Raw genomic sequence first — 17,779 nt, 5'->3', positions numbered from 1 at the left:
ACGTTACTGCCTTATGGGAGATACGAATTACTGGAAACCAGTCAACATCTAACTTATTCGTAAACAGTTAAAAGATAAGAGGACTCACTCTTTTTTACGAGATAAAATCTCAAGGATAAAACGAGTGCCTCTATCTAATACAAATATTATACAGCTAAACTGAATAATATTAAGTAATTAAAGGGTTATAGGTTACCTTTAACAACCTAATTATATTATATAAGGAGGAATAAGTCATTTAAATATCTTTTCATTTGCCTTTAATTTGATGATTAAAATTATTTTTATATAAAATTAGCTTACTAATTACCTAATACTATTCTTTACAGTTTAAAGCTAAGACTAAATATTTTATCTTTCACTATATAGTATAATACTTTTCTTATATATCATATGTTTCTTATTAAATATAGATAATTTTTTAAAAAATATCATACAACAAACAAAAAATTTCAATCCACACTCCCATGAAGAGAGTGACCTTGAGATGGCTACACAAAAGGCTTATCTTAATGATTTCAATCCACACTCCCATGAAGGGAGTGACCCAAAATCTAAATGTTAGGTATAGTATCAAGAAAAATTTCAATCCACACTCCCATGAAGGGAGTGACACAAGTTTAAAATCTTCAGCATAATCATTAATATCATTTCAATCCACACTCCCATGAAGGGAGTGACCTTTATTAAAAAATCCATATCATCCTCCAAATTTTTCATTTCAATCCACACTCCCATGAAGGGAGTGACTTATTATAATAAGCAATATTATTAGTATCATGATATTTCAATCCACACTCCCATGAAGGGAGTGACTGTCTGTCATCTATAAAATCATACAAATCATCATATATTTCAATCCACACTCCCATGAAGGGAGTGACCTAATTGTTTTATATTTTTATAACAATTTTTTCTCTATTTCAATCCACACTCCCATGAAGGGAGTGACAATATGACGGTAGGCACACGACTTAAAAAGTTAAGAATTTCAATCCACACTCCCATGAAGGGAGTGACAGTATATACAGACTTGCAAGATGTTGTTGACCAAATGATTTCAATCCACACTCCCATGAAGGGAGTGACCAATTTAGGCGGCAGAGTGCAAGGCTCTGTGGGTTATTTCAATCCACACTCCCATGAAGGGAGTGACGGAGTTAGTGCCTCTCGTCTTTTTGCGTGTTCATTATTTCAATCCACACTCCCATGAAGGGAGTGACTTATCAATAAAATATTGTATAATATCTATATAGAAAATTTCAATCCACACTCCCATGAAGGGAGTGACGAGGGTAAACAAGGCTATTATATTGCTATTCCAATGATTTCAATCCACACTCCCATGAAGGGAGTGACACATATGAAATAAACCAAATAGAAGTAAACCAAATAATTTCAATCCACACTCCCATGAAGGGAGTGACTTTCCACGTATTGTTGTTTGGAATAAGCTTGCTGAATTTCAATCCACACTCCCATGAAGGGAGTGACTTCTCCAAAACTCCAGCCTTCCTTATCCTTACCAATTTCAATCCACACTCCCATGAAGGGAGTGACAAATAGGGTTTATCCTGTAAAGAACTCCTTTATAATTTCAATCCACACTCCCATGAAGGGAGTGACCAGCTTGGGAAGAACACAAAAAGCAAACTTCATTAACATTTCAATCCACACTCCCATGAAGGGAGTGACTATTTACATATTCACAAATAGTGTATATAATATAATTTCAATCCACACTCCCATGAAGGGAGTGACTGCAGATTTCAGGCATTCTTCGAGCCTTCTTATCTGCAAGAATACATTATAATCTTAAAATTATAATATATATAAAGTTTTTTATGAGATATGTTTAATATTTTTATGTTAAGCCAAACTTCTCACATTATTAATAAATCCTTCTCAGGATTATAGGCTTCATCTTTTCCTATAGATTCTACTCTTCTTTCCCAATTTTTCCCCAAATTATATATTCTTATACTATCTTCTTCTAGATCTATCACTTTTTCTAGTTTGTTTTTTATCTTCACCAAGTCTGCAGGATATATATTAAGTTCAAATACTGAATTTTGAACTCTTTGTCCATAGTTTGTACAGATTTTTGCAACTTGTCTTAATCTTCTGCTTCCACCCTTACTTGATGTTTTTACGTCATATGTTATTAATATTTGCATTTCATTTCCTCATATAAGGAGGGTAGGATTCTATATCTCCTCTAATGTAGCTATTTAATAATTGAGCTTGAACATGTGCTAGTAAACCTATTTGAACTTTTTCTTCTAAGAAAGGATGATATATTTCTTCATGACTTCTCTCGTTCCAATAAGATAATATTAGGTTTCTTCCCTTTTCATTTAATAAAGTTGCTCCATTTTCTTTGATTTCAAATTTTGTTTCATCAATTCTATTTAAGTTTATTAGAGATAAAACAAATTTGTCCACCATAAAAGCTCTCATTTCTTCAATTATATCTAAAGCCATACTCACTCTACCTGGTCTATCCGTATGAAAAAACCCTGCATAAGAGTCTATCCCAACACCTTCCAGTGCAGATGCTATTTCATTTGTTAATATGCTATATAGAAATGACAGCATAGCATTCACCATATCCAAAGGAGGTCTTTTGTTCCTTCCATTGAAATAAAATTCCTCTCTGTTTTTTATTATCAACTCATCAAATACTGAAAAATATTCCGAAGCTATTTTTCCTTCTATACCTCTTATTTCATCTTTAGTTTTTGCCAAAGGTATTTGTAACATTAATTCTTTAATTCTATTTATTACTTTCTCTACTCTAGGCAAATCTATTTTATCTTTATGGTCCAGTTTCCCTCTTATTAGTAGCTTTCTACAATTATAGGCTTTAGCATAAATAATATTTTTTACAAAGTCTATTGAGTCTATACTCTCACTAAGTTTATATTGTTTTTTACGTGTATAGATATTACCGTATGATTTTCCTACGACTCTTCCACAAAATCTACCAAATGGGTCATAGAATGTCACACTTACATTGTTCTCCATACAAAGTTTCATCAAAGCCGGGCTTATTCCCATATAATTAAAGCAGATTATCTGTCTTAATATATGGATAGGATATCTTCCAATACGTTTATTATCTACAGATATTACTATGTTTAACCCCTCTCTTTTTAAGTAAGCATCTGAATTTGTTACGTATAAGGTGTTTAGTAATTTTTTCATAGTAGTTCACCATATAAGTAATTTTTTACATTTTTAGGCTTTTTTGTGAGTCTTGGATTGCATTCTTCATTTAATGAACATAGTCTACACTTCCTATATAATTCAGCTTTTGGCACAATTTTATTTTCATAGTATTGGTGCATTTTTTCTGCTGTATCAATAGTAAGAGATCTCAAATCTTTATCAAATTCAACTTTTATTCTATTGTCAGTTTCTCCATAATAGATATATGAGTAGTCTAGTTTCGTTTTAAAAATCTCCTCTATACATATAGCTTCTGCCATTAGTTGACATTCATCGTAAGAATATTTTTTCTTCTTTCCTCTTTTGTACTCAATAATTGTTGGCTTCCGTAAGCCATCTCTACCTTTTAATTTTATTCCATCATCTGATTTATTAAATTCTATTACATCAAGAATACCGCTTAATCCCAATGTTTTTGAACTAATAGGCATAGCTCTAGAAATGATTTTATTCTTTCTCTTTTCCTTTAAAAATGGCTTATCTGCTTTTTCGTGAAGTATTTGTCCTTCTATAGTGTAAGTATTTTCTTTCCACACATTTTCAATATGGATTAAAGCCCATTGTCTTTTACAAAATAGAAAATGTTGTATTCCACTCAAGAGCAAATAGTCATCAGGATTATACATCTTATAAACCTACAAAATGTTCTACACTTATGCCTAAATCTTCATATTCCTTTAATTTCTCTTCATCTAATCTAAAGTTATAATCTTCATATTTTTTGTCTTTATTTTCTTCTTGATCTAGGTCATAGATAAGCATATCCTTTAACTTTCCACTAGATACATCGCCTATTTTTGAAGAATGATTTATCCAATATATATCTTTTACTTCCATGGAGCCATCAGGTCTTGCAGACGATACATCATTTATAAATAATGTCCTAATTGCTTCTTTTAGCACTTCTAAGTCTTTTTCATCAAAACCAGTTTTTTCTGCAAAATACGCATTTACGCTACCATTTACTACATAAACAGCATAGTCTATATAGTGTTTTGATCCAATAGTATCAGAAGATTTTTTTCCGTCTTTCATTTCTTGCCCATTTACACTTTTTGTTATTTGCATAGTTGTTATTATAGCTGGTTCTACTGACTTAGCTATTGATATAGAAACTGGGCCTCTTATCCCAACTGATTTTTTTAAATAAGTAACAACTTGCCCAAAAGACCTTACGTCTAACCAATATTCACATGATTTCTCTTCAATTTCTTGATTTGTACTCTTATTATCAAATTTAGAAGAAAATCTTGCTTCTAGAGAATTAAATCCATCATCGCTCCTGTTTTCAGATTTTACAAATATTTCGTGCCCCATATCTTGCATTCTATTTCTTATTTTTCTTTTTAAACATACATCACTTATTTCTCCATATCCTCTAGAATCTATTCTAGGCATATTACCTGCTAATGGATCTCCATTTGGATTTGCTCCCTCTACTTTAATTGTAAAAATAAAATCTACTTTGTTATTAATCATCGTTTCCCTCCCTATTTGATTTTTTAGTAAATATATCTTTCATTTGTGCTTCATATCCAAACATAAATCCTGGACCTAAAGGAATATTACTAGATTGTTTTTTATAATTATAATTTTCATCTATTAAGTTAATAACCTCTCTCATTTCATTTTTAAGTTTAAAGTAAATTCCTCTTTTATTCTCATTTATCATTAGTTTATTATGGTATGGCATAATCATGTTTCTTAATCTTGTACTAATTAATACAGGGTTATTAATATATGATGTCCATAGTTTTTCTGCATTTGAAACTCTTATGTCATCATCTTTATCAAAACAAGATTTTTCTATTCTTTCATATATGGCAAGTAGTCTTCCATATAAGTATGACCTATCTTTATTTTCTCTATCTAGCATATTTGTATCTATGTCCTCCTTATATCTTAAAATTGCCATAGCACAATTTTTCATTCTATTCCATGTTTTATCATATCTTTGCCTTTGTTTTAGGTTATTCTCTAATGCTTTTTCAATATTATCGCTTATATCTTTACCTTCAACAATAGAAGAGATTATTATTTGTAATTGACTTTGCAAGAATTTATCGCTTGCTATTTTTAAAGTACTATCTCTTTCTATTCCATAGGCTGAAACTAATATATTGTAAGGACTTGGTGTAAATACCACCTCTTCATCTAATTCTTTATTGTAGCTAAACCAATAATATTTATTTTGCCATTTTCCTAAATTTTCTTTTAATATGGATGTATCCATTTCTTTGAAATATTTGGCTGCCGACCTTCCATTACTTACCTTGTCAAATATTGCCACATAGTATTTAGATGAATCAGAAAATAATATTTTTCCTTTTAAAAATGATTCTCCTATATCTTTACTTGTATCAGTTCCTATCGGAGTAATAGTTTTTATAATTTTAAATACACTAGAATTTAGATTTAACTTAGAATCATTTTTAATATCATCTGAAAACCAATTAACTAAATATGAGTTTGAACCCAACCACACCGAGGTTTTCTTAGATGATAATAAATATTTTGCCATCAAATGAATTTTCTGGCTTGAGTCAGTACCTATCTCTATAGTTTGATCTGGATTAGAAAATCTTCCTAAATAATTTTCATCACTTGCTGTTATTTGAGAAATCAACCTAGCTGTTCCCATTAAAGGTCTATGCTTTGTACATAGATAATCCTCTTTCCCACTTATATTACAAATGATTTTCTCTTTTTCTTCATCATTTTCATTTGAGTATTTTACATATTTAATATATGCTTCATGTAACTTTTTATTTTCACTAACTGATATGTCTTTTATTCCATCATAGTCTTCAATAACGAATGTAAAAAACACTTTAGAAAAATCAAAAGTTTTAGCTTTCTTTTCCCCTTCTTTCTTGTATTCTATTTTCACCCCTTTTCCTATAACATAATGGTTATAAAATTTATCTACAATTAATTTAAAGGAATCATCTTTTGATATAAAATTATATATAATTTTTAAGAAGTCATCTTCTGAGTAGTCTATCCATTCCTCTAATTGTTTTTTATATGCTTCTTCTTTTTTTGAATCCTTATCAAACAAATATGCACCATTATCTACTAGAGGATGTGGTGCTACCCCACTTGATCTTGCTACAGAATCCTCCGTTATAGGAAAAACTATAATTTCATTTTTTTCAAGGAAATTCGCATCTATTATATTAGATTTTTTATCTATTTTTACACTTATTATATTTTTTCCATCAGACTTCTTCTTTTCATGATACATAGGTAGAATAACATCACTTCCATCAAGCTTATCTACCATCTTATTTTTTTCAGCATATTCATATGAATTATAAAGTACTTGAAGTAAACTCATAGGCTATCTCCATAATCTTTTAATTCCTCGTCGACACTCTTAGTTAAGTCAGCTACTTTAAAACTATAATCGTCTAATTCATTTACAATTTCACATTCCTCTGGACGGATAAATTTAATTCTTCCATTTCTCATATCTATATTTGTAAAGGTTGATTTTAATTTATCTCCAGATTCTTTAGGATATATAAAACCATTAAACATTATTCCAAACGATAAACTCTTATTATCATAATATCCTATATCTTTTTCATATTGGTTTTTATCTAGGATTTCAATATATCCAAGGCATTCGCTAACTCCTAAAAATATCGGCCTTCTTCCACCTCTTTTTAAAGATCTTTTTGTTATTTCTTCATGTTTTCTCATATTCCTATCATTTTTAAGGTCAGGCCTATTCTCATTCCATTCGAAATGAAACTTAACATAGTAGCAAACATCAGTCAAATAGGTATATGCACTTAAATCTGACTTATAGCTATTTAACAACAACCTTGTACCTACAGTATAAGTTTCAATTTTTTTTATTACCCTAACTTCATCTATTTCATTTCTGATTGTGGGTTTAAAATAGTTTGAATCTATAATCCCTCTTAAAGATTCTCTTGTTGGGATTTGATAAGTAAGCTTTTCTCCCCCGCTCTTAGATTCTGGAGTAGTCCACAAGGCCCTATCCCCATAAACTTTCGCGTAAAAATATTGTGATTTTTCCATTTTTCCTCCTTTCTATTTTCATGTTATTATTAGTGTAATATATGATTCATTATTTGTCAACTTATTTTTTATTAATAATAATTTTGGGTATAATTTATATATCAGAGTAAACTCTGTGGATTGAAATATGTTTTTATTTGTGTAAGGAGCTGTAGCTCCTTTTAAATTATAAACAAATCATTACTTTCAAAATTAACTCCTATTTTATCGTCATAAAACTCATTATTTAGTATATAAATTTTTCCATCTAAAATCTCTTCACAAGATTCCAAATTGTTTTTTCCAATACTAACACTATATGGATTTAATTTCCTTACTATATTTTTCATTTTCTTAAGTAAGGAAAAATCATAACTTTCTCTAAAGCTTATCTCTAAGTCTCTAATATCATTTATATAATCTTTGGTATCTTCACACTCCACTATGGCTGTGTCCATCTTATTTTCAATCAAATTGAAGTTATTATATGCGCTTTTAAAGCTTTGAGTCATTACTGTTGCTAATATTTCAAAATTATTCAAGTAACTCTCATTACTTGTGCTTATTTTTTCGATAGAACTTTCTATATTAATTAAAGAGTTATCAAGAAATGATAATAAATCTACAAAATTACTTTCTTTTATCTTATAAGATAGTCGATTATAATCTAAATTTGTATAAAGTTTCTTAAAATAAATAGGTATTATTTCTTCTATGTCTTGATTATTACCTAATTTACTTAAGGCATATCGTCCAGCCTCTTTTCTTTCTTTAAGAGATTTTATATAGTCCAAGTTTTCAGCCTCTCTTGATAGGTTAATTAAATATACTATTCCATACTCAAGTTTAGCTTCTCTATTACACCTTCCCATTGATTGAATTATAGAGTCTATTCCTGTATAAGATCTTATGACAACTTCAAAATCAACATCTACTCCAGCTTCTATAAGCTGAGTGCTTATAACAACAATCTTTTCATTATTTTCTAACCTATCTTTAATTTCTTTTATTATCCTTAATCTATCTACAGAGTGTAGATTAGTTGTTAAATAATATAGATTTTCACTTTCTATATCATTTTTCAAAAGCTCATATGTGTTTTTGACAGCTTTTTTTGTATTTAATATAATAAGATTTGACTTATCTTTATTATCTAGAATGAGATTTCTCAAGTCATCTATAGAAGTTTCTTCTCCATTTTTATATATTTCAACTTTTGTTCTTTTAAAGACAACTTTTTGTTCTTTACTAAGATTTAAAACATCTTTATTTTCTAAATTATCATCACCATAGTTTAGCCTATAAACTAAATTTTCGTAATCATAAGTAGGTTGTGTAGCTGTAGATAAAACTATATTAGCCTTCATTACTTCTTTTAAAAAGTTAAGAGCAAGATTTGTAGGATACAAAACATCTACAGGCAAAGATTGCAGCTCATCTAAAATAATAGTTGAATTAGCTAATGATTTAAATCTTCTTATATTTGATGAAGAGCCTTTAAATAATGTATTAAAAAATTGAACCATTGTTGTTAATACAATAAGATTAGTCCAATCATCAAGAATATAATCATGTTTGATTTTTTCAAGACTGTCACCAAAGTCATCATTAAAAGAGTTACTCTCTTCTTTTTCCTCTACTACATTCGAATGATGCTCTAGTATGTATTCCTCATTTTTTAAAACATCTTTAATAACTTTAGCGTTTTGTTCTAGTACAGATAAATATGAAGTTATATAGAAAAATCTATCTTTACCTTTATACTTAAGCTGGTTTACTCCATAAGCTAAGGAAAGTAATGTTTTTCCTGCACCAGTCGGTAAATCAAGTCTATAGATTCCACTTCCAAATTTTTTGGAATTTTCGAAAACTTGAGTTGATATATCATATCTCACCTTATTTATTTTTGATTTTAGATTTCCAAACTCCTCGTATTTTAGATTAATTTTATTTACAAATTCATCTTTTACATTTTCTATCAATTTATAATCTTTATCTTCAATAACTGTTTCGTATGAATTTATAGTATCTTTAACATCTGCAGATTTTAATATTGATACAAGTAATCTAATAAGCATAGAATTATAAAATTGTTTTTCTTTAAACTCATAGTTTTCATCAGCCTCATTCTGAGATGATATATCAAGCCTACTTATTATATTTTCATACTCTTTAAAGGAGTTAATAAATATTTTGATAATATCTATATTCTTATCCAATAGAAATTTTTTTAATTCTACATAAAACTCTCTTATATCAAAAGATAATTCTTTTTCTATATTAGTAATCCTATCTAAAGATGTAAAAACATATATTTTATCTTTATTTTTTCTTATCATATTATATTGACCATGATGAGATAAAATCGAATAAATCAAAACATTACAAAAATCTAAAAATATATTTAAATTTTCTTCTTCATTTATATAAGAAGAAAATTTTAAGCAGTTGTTATTATTCTGTATATCTTTAACTAAATATTTTATTAGAATACCGCCTAAAGTAGAATGATCTACACTTTTTTTAGAGTTTTTTGTGATTTTTTCTTGAAATTCATCTCTAGCTTTTCCTATATCATGAAGAAATCCAATTATATAAGCTGAATTCTCAAGATTTAAATCTTGAGCTAATTTTCTTGATTCATTGGCCGTATTAATTAAATGATCAAATAAGCTTTGTTTTCTTTCTATATTTTTTTGATCAATATGAGCATATAAATTTTCAAACATAAAACCATCCATTTCTAAATGTTTTTTATAATTATTTTATAAAATTATCTAATATTATTATGTTTATACCCAATACAAATATTTTACATTCTTAATTTATTTATATTTCAAATATAATAATAAAAACATTCGCATAAAATATAACGTGTGATATAATAATGTCAAAATAGGTATTACCTTTTAAAATTATTCTTTAAGGAGGTCTTATGGAAAAGAAAATAAACATTCAAAATACAGAAAATATCGATATGGATTTTGAAAAGACAGCTGTTCCTAAGAATGCAAGAAAGAGCTTTTGGTCTATCACTATAGTATGGCTTGGCTTTGTTTTTGTAATTACTAGTATGATGACAGGTGGCGGCCTTGCTAGCGGTTTAAGTTTCAAACAAATAATATTCGCTACCACTATCGGAAACGTTTTTCTTTGTCTTATTGCAATTGCTATCGCTAACATGGCAAGTAAAACCGGCCTTAGTTTTGCTCTTATAACAAGACATACATTTGGAAACAAAGGTTCAAAGATAGCAACTCTATTTGTTCCAATAGTTAATATAGGTTGGTACACTATCCAAGCTGCCACATATGGTAAATTTATATCTAGCGTTTTAGGTATTGAAGGCTATGGAGAATTAGCTATTCTTTTCTTAAGTGCTATAGTTATGGGAATATTTTCTTTCGCCGGTATCAAAGCTATAACTATTCTTGGGTATATAGCTATACCAGCTATCATATTTTTATCAATGGGTACTGCTTTAAAATCAGGAAATTTAGCAGGTTGGGATACCATATTTAATTGGATACCTGCTAAAGAAATGTCTATGGTAAATGGTGTAACTATAGTTATAGGAACTTGGATATTATCTACTGCTACTTGTATAGCTGATACTATGCGTTTTGCTAAAAACCCTAAAGAAGCTATGCTTAGTGCATGTGTAGGCCTTTTAGGTGGTAATAGTTTGCTTATCTTATGTGGTTCTATCGCTGGAATCGGAATGAATGATAGCGACTTAACAGCAGTGCTACTAAAATTGGGCCTTGTAATTCCATCATTAATTTTAATGACTACAAATATATTCACCACAAATGCAGCAAATTTATATTCTTCTTCACTAAACTTAGCTAACAGTTTCAGTACAGATAGAAAAAAAATAATAGCAATAGTATTATTGGCTTCTGGTTTACTATGTCTTACAAAGCCTTATGATATTGCTATATTGTTTACCTTTTTAAATTTGTTGGGTGTTATAGTTCCCCCTCTTGCTGGAATTATCTTATCTAATTACTATATTGTAAACGAAAGAAATTATCCTGATTTAAACTCTAATTCAATAAAAGATTGGGCTATTACACCATGGATTAGTTGGGTGGCTTCTTTAGTCATAGTTAAACTTTTAAGCAACGTTGCTGAAGGTGGTAGTGCAATTAATGGTATATTCGGACTTCCTGCCTTAAATGGTATAATAGCAGGATTTATAATCTATACCTTAATTGCTAAATTCACAAAAAAAGGAGCATAAAATGAATGACAAGATTATTAAAAAATATAGGATTATTTCTATAATAGGCATAATAATTATGGGAATAGGCTCTTTTATGTGTTGTTTGTCTTCAACTAAATTTGGAATGAATTTTGGAACTATTTTATTATGTATAAGTATAGTTCTATCAGTTATAGGTTTTTCTAAATGGCAACCATAAATACCGAAGATAATTTAAGGAATAAGGCAAGAAAATATATACTAGATGAGATTGAAAATCTAATTAGCAGAAAACAAAACAAGCTTCCTTCTGAAAAAGATATGGCTAATAAGTTTGGCATAAGTAGGGTTACTTTGAGAAGTGCTCTTTCTGATTTAGAAAGAGAAGGTAAAATTAATCGAATTCAAGGAAAGGGAACCTTTGTAAGTCCAAATTATAAAAATATGAAAATAGATTTATTCAGAATGAAAACTTATGGTGATATTATTGAAGATTTAGGATATAAACAAAAAATTACATCAATAAAAACAAAGATAATTGATACTCCAGATTGGATAAAAAATGATATTTTTGGAAAAAATGGAAAGCTAATCATTAGTGCTAGAGCTTTTTATGCTGACAATAAAATAGCTGTAATATGCTTAGATTTTTTACCTATTTATTTCAAAAATGATTTAGAATATATTAAATCCTATAATGACTCTCTTTTTAATTTTTACAAAGAAAAGTATAATATAAGAATTTCAAGTGATAGTATAGAGTTTCATGCTGTAGAACCAGAAGATATTAAAAAAGTCTTAGATATAGATGACAAATTTCTACCTAATAAATGTATTTTGTTAAGAGGTTTTGAATACGATGATAAGGGTAAAGCTGTATTATATACTATGGAATATGTAGATACAGACTACATACCAATATCAACTATTAGATATAGGTAAATAAAGGGTTATTATGAAAAAAGAATTTAAACTTATATATGAGCAAAAAGAATATTATAAATTATCAGATCTAAAAGATTTTTAAGTTAAATTATTATATAGAGTTCTTGAAATTTGTAAAGAGTCTAAAGAAAAGGGAAACCACCCTTTTGGATGTCTACTTGCAGATAAGGATGGAAACATACTTATGGAACAAGGTAATGAAGAAGTTAGTCAAAATGGTGACTGCACTGCCCACGCTGAAGCTCTCCTTATGAGAAAAGCTTCACAAATTTATTCTAAAGAAGAAATGAAAGAATTTACCCTATATAATTGTGCAGATTCTTGTGCCATGTGCACAGGAGCTATGTATTGGGGCAATCTAGGTAGGCATATATATAGCCAGAGAATCAGAACTTAAAAAATATACAGGTAACGATATAAGAAATCCTACTTTAAATCTACCTAGTAGAGTTGTAATCGCTAGTAGACAAAAAGAATTCAAAACTCTAGGACCATTCCTAGAACTTGAAGAAGAATTTTTTAAGCTTCACAAAGATTATTGGAATAAATAAAGTCAAAAGGAATGTTGTAAAATTATGAATTTATAACGTTGAATCATTACAAGTTACTCATAAAAAATTTGAGAATAACCTTCCAACTCATGAAAGTCAATTGTCGTGGAGGAGCTTGTGATGATTATGAAAAGATTAATTCATTTTGCAACAATCCCTTTTTTATTGAATATATGGAGACTATATAAAATTTTCTTTAATTCATTTAATAAATATATAACTCTCAAAAAAGGTAATTTAAATAAAGATGTATATATTTTTTACTTATTGAAACAATTTATTAGTCAAGTCCATAATATTGTGTAAAAATTACTAGCACAATATTATGGACTTGACTTTAATATTTTGCTACTAATTTAAATATATATTAATTTATTAATCAATACTATAAAATTAATACTTTTTTCTCCTAATTATTATAAAAACTTAGTATATTATGGTAAATATTACATATAATTGACTTTATTATTTTGATTTTGTAAAATTAGATTATAATGCACTTTCTATATATCGGAGTGCGTCTTATCCTAGTTTTCTAGGATTAATTATTTTTACGGAGGTTTTTATGACAAAAGGAAAAGGTATTCTTGATAACTTGCTTGTTAAGTTAATCATTGCTATTGCTATAGGTGTTCTTATAGGAAACTTTGTAAATGAGCCTATTATGGAGGTTATTTCTACTATTAAGTATGTGTTATCTAACCTTATAAATTACATAGTTCCTTTAATTATCCTAGGTTTTATTACTCCCGCTATTGTTTCTTTGAACGAAAATGCAGGAAAGGTCTTGAGTATAACTCTTATTATCTGTTACATATCTTCAATTGGAGCATCATTTTTCTCTTATATTGCAGGAACTTTAATTATTCCTCATTTAAATATTGTAAATGATGCAGCCAATGCCAAAAAGCTTCCAGAGCTTTTATTTCAAGTTGACATACCACCACTAATGGCTGTTATGACAGCTCTTGTTACATCAATTCTTATTGGTCTTGCTGTTATATGGACTAAATCTGGAAGGTGGGAGGAGTTATTAAAAGAATTTAATAATATGATTTTGGCCTTAGTTAATAAGGTTGTTATCAAAATCTTACCAGTCTACATAGCAACCACTTTTGCTGAGCTTTCATATGAAGGCGTTATAGTTAGTCAATTTCCTGTATTTCTTAAGGTTATCCTTATAGTTATGTTAGGACACTACATATGGTTGTTGCTTCTTTACTTAATAGGTGGAGCTATAAGTAAAACTAATCCTATGGAGGTAATAAAGCACTACCCACCCGCCTATCTTACAGCAGTTGGAACTATGTCATCAGCAGCAACTCTTTCTGTTTCATTAAAGTGCTCTGCAAAATCCAAAACTTTAGATCCAAAAATTAGGGACTTTGTTGTTTCTCTTTGTTCAAATACACATCTTTGTGGGTCGGTTTTAACTGAAACATTCTTTGTTATGGTTGTTTCTCAAATCCTTTATGGAAAATTACCTGACGTTGGATCCATGATTTTATTTATACTTTTATTAGGAATATTTGCGATTGGAGCTCCAGGGGTTCCTGGTGGAACTGTTATGGCATCTCTAGGTCTTATAACTTCAGTTTTAGGCTTTGATGCAACAGGTACAGCTCTTATGCTTTCAATCTTTGCCCTTCAAGATTCTTTTGGTACTGCTTGTAACGTTACAGGAGATGGTGCTATTGCTCTTATGGTTACTGGAATATTTAAAAAAGTTCCAGGAAGAGATGGTAACCCTCCATATAAGGGAGATTTATCATAATGGATTATAAAGAATTAATTAAAAGAGAATTAATTCCTGCATTTGGTTGTACTGAACCAATTGCTATTGCCTTTGCTTCTGCGAAAGCAAGTGAACTTTTGGGTAAAAAACCCGAGAAAATCATTGCCAATCTTTCTTCAAATATGATTAAAAACGCATATTCTGTTACAGTTCCTGGAACTTTGGGTAGAAAAGGCATAGAAATTTCTATAGTAGCCGGAGCTCTTTTGGCCGACTCTAGCAAAAAGCTTGAACTTTTAAGCACCATTGACAAATCTAGGCTATCTGAGTGCGATGATTTTATTAAAGAAGGACGTGTAGAGCTTAATCTTGCCAAAGGTAAGGCTAATTTATATATAGAAATTATTACAATTAATGAAGATAATTCTTCTAAAGTTGTCGTTGAAGATAGTCATACTAATATTGTTAGAATGAAAAAAAATGGAGAGGTCATTTTTGATAAGACATCAAAAGATAATAACGAGGATTCTTGCTCTTTCTCCTTTAATGAAATTTATAACTTTGCAAGAACTTGTGATTATAACGATATCAAGAATATCCTCCAAAAACAAATAGACTACAATCTCAAAATTGCTCAAGAAGGTCTCGATAATGATTGGGGATCTAATATAGGACGACTAGTTTTAGAAATGGATAACAAGGCTTATTTTGAAAAACTAGTAGCCTTTGCGGCTGCAGGCTCTGATGCAAGAATGAATGGTTGTGAGCTTCCTGTAATTATAAATTCAGGCAGTGGAAACCAAGGCATAACCACATCTGTTCCTTTGATATTGTATGCCAAAGACTACAAATATAAGGAAGATGACCTTTATAGGGCCCTAATCTTTTCAAATCTTATCTCCCTTTATATAAAGGATAAGATAGGAAAGCTATCAGCTTATTGTGGAGTAGTTTCTGCATCAAGTGCTGTATTTTCTTCCATTGCCTTTATAAAAGGAGAAGATAAAAAAATCATAAAAGATACTATAATAAATTCCCTTGCTGTTAATTCTGGAATAATTTGTGATGGAGCCAAATCATCTTGTGCAATGAAGATTGCTTCAAGCCTTAGAAATGCTGCCCTTGCTTATGAGCAAGCAAAACATTATAAGTCATTTAAGTCAGGAGATGGTATAGTTAAAGATTCCTTAGATAAAACTATAGAAACTGTGGCAAATATAGCAAGATATGGAATGAAAAAAACTGATGAAGTTGTACTAAATGAAATGTTAGATAATAGAGACTACATAAAAGATTTCGAATAAAAATAAGACTTGTGTTCAAGAGCACAAGTCTATTTTATTTAATCCAATATATCAATATATTAAATTATTAGTTTCAAAAGCATTTAAATATCTAATTTTTTTAAAGATTATGGTTCACAAGAGTATAGCTTTGACTAAGAATACCAACTTCAAATTCATTAAAAACCCTAGTAAAATTTATGAGATTTTTATTAAGAGAAGAGATATTATAAAAATGACTAATTAAAGTCATAAAATATTATTAAAACATACCCATAAGTCTAGCATGGTTATTTTAAATAATTAATACACTTTTTTCAAATTCCTGGTAAAACTTGTTATTATACAAAACCAGAAATCCATCATTTCACAAAATTTCAACGCAAAATAAAAAAATAAACCATGCTTGTAAGATATAAGAACATGGTTTATTCAATATTTTTAGTTGTTAGCTTATCAGAAAAGTTTATATATTAATTCTAAATTAAGAGATAGTCTTAAACTTTCCTTTAATTTATAATAATAATTGAAATATCATTTACATTAGTCCCAGTAGGACCTGTTTTTATTAAATGATTTATCCTATCAAGGGCATGATAGGTATCATTGTTTTCTAAAGTATCATAAAAAGATATTCCACAATCTTTAAGCTCTTTCATAGTATTTCCATCAACAAATCCACCTGCCGCATCAGTTGGACCATCTGTCCCATCTGATGAATAAGAAATTATCCTAACATTGGAAAGATTTTCTATACCTAATGCAGCTGCAAAGGAAAGTTCTTGATTGCGTCCACCTTTTCCTTTTCCCTTTATTTTTACTACAGTCTCTCCACCAAATATATAAGCTTTTTTGTCATATCTCTTGCTTTGACTTTTTGCAATAGAAGCCATAAAAAAACCCGCCTCTCTTGCCTCACATCCTAAACTTGTAGTAAGGATTTCTGCTTTGTAGCCATAAGATTCTAAAATATTTTTGGCTTTTAAACAAAGTTCATCCACACTTCCTGATATTTTAGTAATTACATTTGGCAAATCTTTTACAGTTTCTGTCTTCATTAAATCATAAGCTTTGTCAGAAAGCTTAAGTTTATATTTTGAGACCAAGTCAAGAGCTTGCTTTGATGTTGACTTATCAACAAAAGTAGGCCCTGAAGCAATCATATCAGCTCTGTTGCCAATAACATCACTTAAAATAATATTAAAAACCGTGGCAGGATAACAAGCTTTAGCAAACTTTCCTCCCTTTAGTTTAGAAAGTCTTTTTCTAATAGTATTTATCTCAACTATATTAGCACCTTTTTTTAGCAAATCCTTATTTATCTTCTGGATTTCTTCAAAATCTATAAGAGGGATTTCAAAAAGAGATGACCCTCCTCCTGAAATAAGCATCAAAACCAAATCATCATCACTTAAATTACGCACTAAATTAAGAGCATACTCGCTTGCCCTTATAGTATTTTCATCTGGAATCGGATGACCTGCTTCAAAGCATATGGCATTATCAAGCTTTTTCTCCGTATAACCATACTTAGTAATAACAAGAGCCTCATCAAATTTAACATCTGACTCAAGAGCTGTCTTTGCCATCTGAAAAGCAGCCTTACCAATAGCTATAAGGATTTTCTTTCCTTTATTTTGCGGTAGATTTTTGAGTTCTTTTTTGACAGATTCATCTGGTAAGCAAGCCTGTATTGGTATATTAACAATATCATTAATAAATTTTTGCATTTTACCTCGCTTTTTACAATGTTTGAATATAATTATTATCTATATACTTTTGTTACAAAAATACA

14 protein-coding genes and 1 CRISPR repeat array are annotated in these 17,779 nt (G+C 29.3%); of the genes, 6 read left to right on the top strand and 8 right to left on the bottom strand.

Annotation, left to right across the window (positions count from 1 at the left end):
- Positions 1-449: 449 nt before the first annotated feature.
- A CRISPR array of direct repeats spans positions 450-1,761; the repeat unit is 32 nt; unit sequence ATTTCAATCCACACTCCCATGAAGGGAGTGAC.
- Positions 1,762-1,883: 122 nt separating this feature from the next.
- The 7 genes from cas2 to cas3 form a co-directional block, all read right to left on the bottom strand.
- A complete protein-coding gene (gene cas2 / locus HV819_RS10705; protein ID WP_176270202.1) occupies positions 1,884-2,177 on the bottom strand; it encodes a CRISPR-associated endonuclease Cas2 in 294 nt (97 codons plus the stop codon).
- Between the two features lies 1 nt (position 2,178).
- On the bottom strand, positions 2,179-3,207 hold the full coding sequence (gene cas1c / locus HV819_RS10700; protein ID WP_154541554.1) for a type I-C CRISPR-associated endonuclease Cas1c: 1,029 nt from the start codon (positions 3,205-3,207) through the stop codon (positions 2,179-2,181).
- On the bottom strand, positions 3,204-3,857 hold the full coding sequence (cas4, locus tag HV819_RS10695; protein WP_154541552.1) for a CRISPR-associated protein Cas4: 654 nt from the start codon (positions 3,855-3,857) through the stop codon (positions 3,204-3,206). The genes cas1c and cas4 overlap by 4 nt, the downstream gene beginning before the upstream one ends.
- 1 nt (position 3,858) lies before the next feature.
- Positions 3,859-4,710 (bottom strand): type I-C CRISPR-associated protein Cas7/Csd2, encoded by an 852-nt coding sequence (gene cas7c / locus HV819_RS10690; protein WP_154541550.1) that lies wholly within the window; start codon positions 4,708-4,710, stop codon positions 3,859-3,861.
- Positions 4,703-6,571 (bottom strand): type I-C CRISPR-associated protein Cas8c/Csd1, encoded by a 1,869-nt coding sequence (gene cas8c, locus HV819_RS10685; RefSeq protein ID WP_154541548.1) that lies wholly within the window; start codon positions 6,569-6,571, stop codon positions 4,703-4,705. Before cas8c ends, cas7c begins: the two co-directional genes overlap by 8 nt.
- On the bottom strand, positions 6,568-7,284 hold the full coding sequence (gene cas5c, locus HV819_RS10680; protein ID WP_154541546.1) for a type I-C CRISPR-associated protein Cas5c: 717 nt from the start codon (positions 7,282-7,284) through the stop codon (positions 6,568-6,570). Before cas5c ends, cas8c begins: the two co-directional genes overlap by 4 nt.
- A gap of 161 nt (positions 7,285-7,445) precedes the next feature.
- Positions 7,446-9,992, bottom strand: coding sequence for a CRISPR-associated helicase Cas3' (cas3, locus tag HV819_RS10675; protein ID WP_176270201.1), 2,547 nt, complete (start codon positions 9,990-9,992; stop codon positions 7,446-7,448).
- 206 nt (positions 9,993-10,198) lie between these two features.
- Here cas3 and HV819_RS10670 point away from each other — a divergent pair, with 206 nt between their 5' ends.
- From HV819_RS10670 to HV819_RS10645, 6 genes are all read left to right on the top strand, one after another.
- Positions 10,199-11,509 (top strand): cytosine permease, encoded by a 1,311-nt coding sequence (locus HV819_RS10670; protein WP_176270200.1) that lies wholly within the window; start codon positions 10,199-10,201, stop codon positions 11,507-11,509.
- Between the two features lies 1 nt (position 11,510).
- Positions 11,511-11,690 (top strand): hypothetical protein, encoded by a 180-nt coding sequence (locus tag HV819_RS10665; RefSeq protein ID WP_154541540.1) that lies wholly within the window; start codon positions 11,511-11,513, stop codon positions 11,688-11,690.
- On the top strand, positions 11,678-12,412 hold the full coding sequence (locus HV819_RS10660) for a GntR family transcriptional regulator (RefSeq protein ID WP_176270199.1): 735 nt from the start codon (positions 11,678-11,680) through the stop codon (positions 12,410-12,412). The genes HV819_RS10665 and HV819_RS10660 overlap by 13 nt, the downstream gene beginning before the upstream one ends.
- Positions 12,413-12,524: 112 nt before the next feature.
- Positions 12,525-12,812, top strand: coding sequence for a nucleoside deaminase (locus HV819_RS11665; RefSeq protein ID WP_328700391.1), 288 nt, complete (start codon positions 12,525-12,527; stop codon positions 12,810-12,812).
- A gap of 719 nt (positions 12,813-13,531) precedes the next feature.
- On the top strand, positions 13,532-14,740 hold the full coding sequence (locus HV819_RS10650; protein WP_176270198.1) for a dicarboxylate/amino acid:cation symporter: 1,209 nt from the start codon (positions 13,532-13,534) through the stop codon (positions 14,738-14,740).
- Positions 14,740-16,005, top strand: coding sequence for an L-cysteine desulfidase family protein (locus HV819_RS10645; protein WP_176270197.1), 1,266 nt, complete (start codon positions 14,740-14,742; stop codon positions 16,003-16,005). Before HV819_RS10650 ends, HV819_RS10645 begins: the two co-directional genes overlap by 1 nt.
- A 488-nt stretch (positions 16,006-16,493) precedes the next feature.
- Here HV819_RS10645 and HV819_RS10640 read toward each other — a convergent pair whose 3' ends face one another.
- Complete coding sequence (locus tag HV819_RS10640; RefSeq protein ID WP_154541530.1) at positions 16,494-17,714, bottom strand: glycerate kinase type-2 family protein; 1,221 nt, start codon at positions 17,712-17,714, stop codon at positions 16,494-16,496.
- Positions 17,715-17,779: the final 65 nt, after the last annotated feature.

The organism is Anaerococcus faecalis, assembly GCF_013371425.1.
Lineage (GTDB): Bacteria > Bacillota > Clostridia > Tissierellales > Peptoniphilaceae > Anaerococcus > Anaerococcus porci.
The sequence above is the reverse complement of the archived record's forward strand: the minus strand, read 5'-3'. Positions and strand labels throughout refer to the sequence as shown.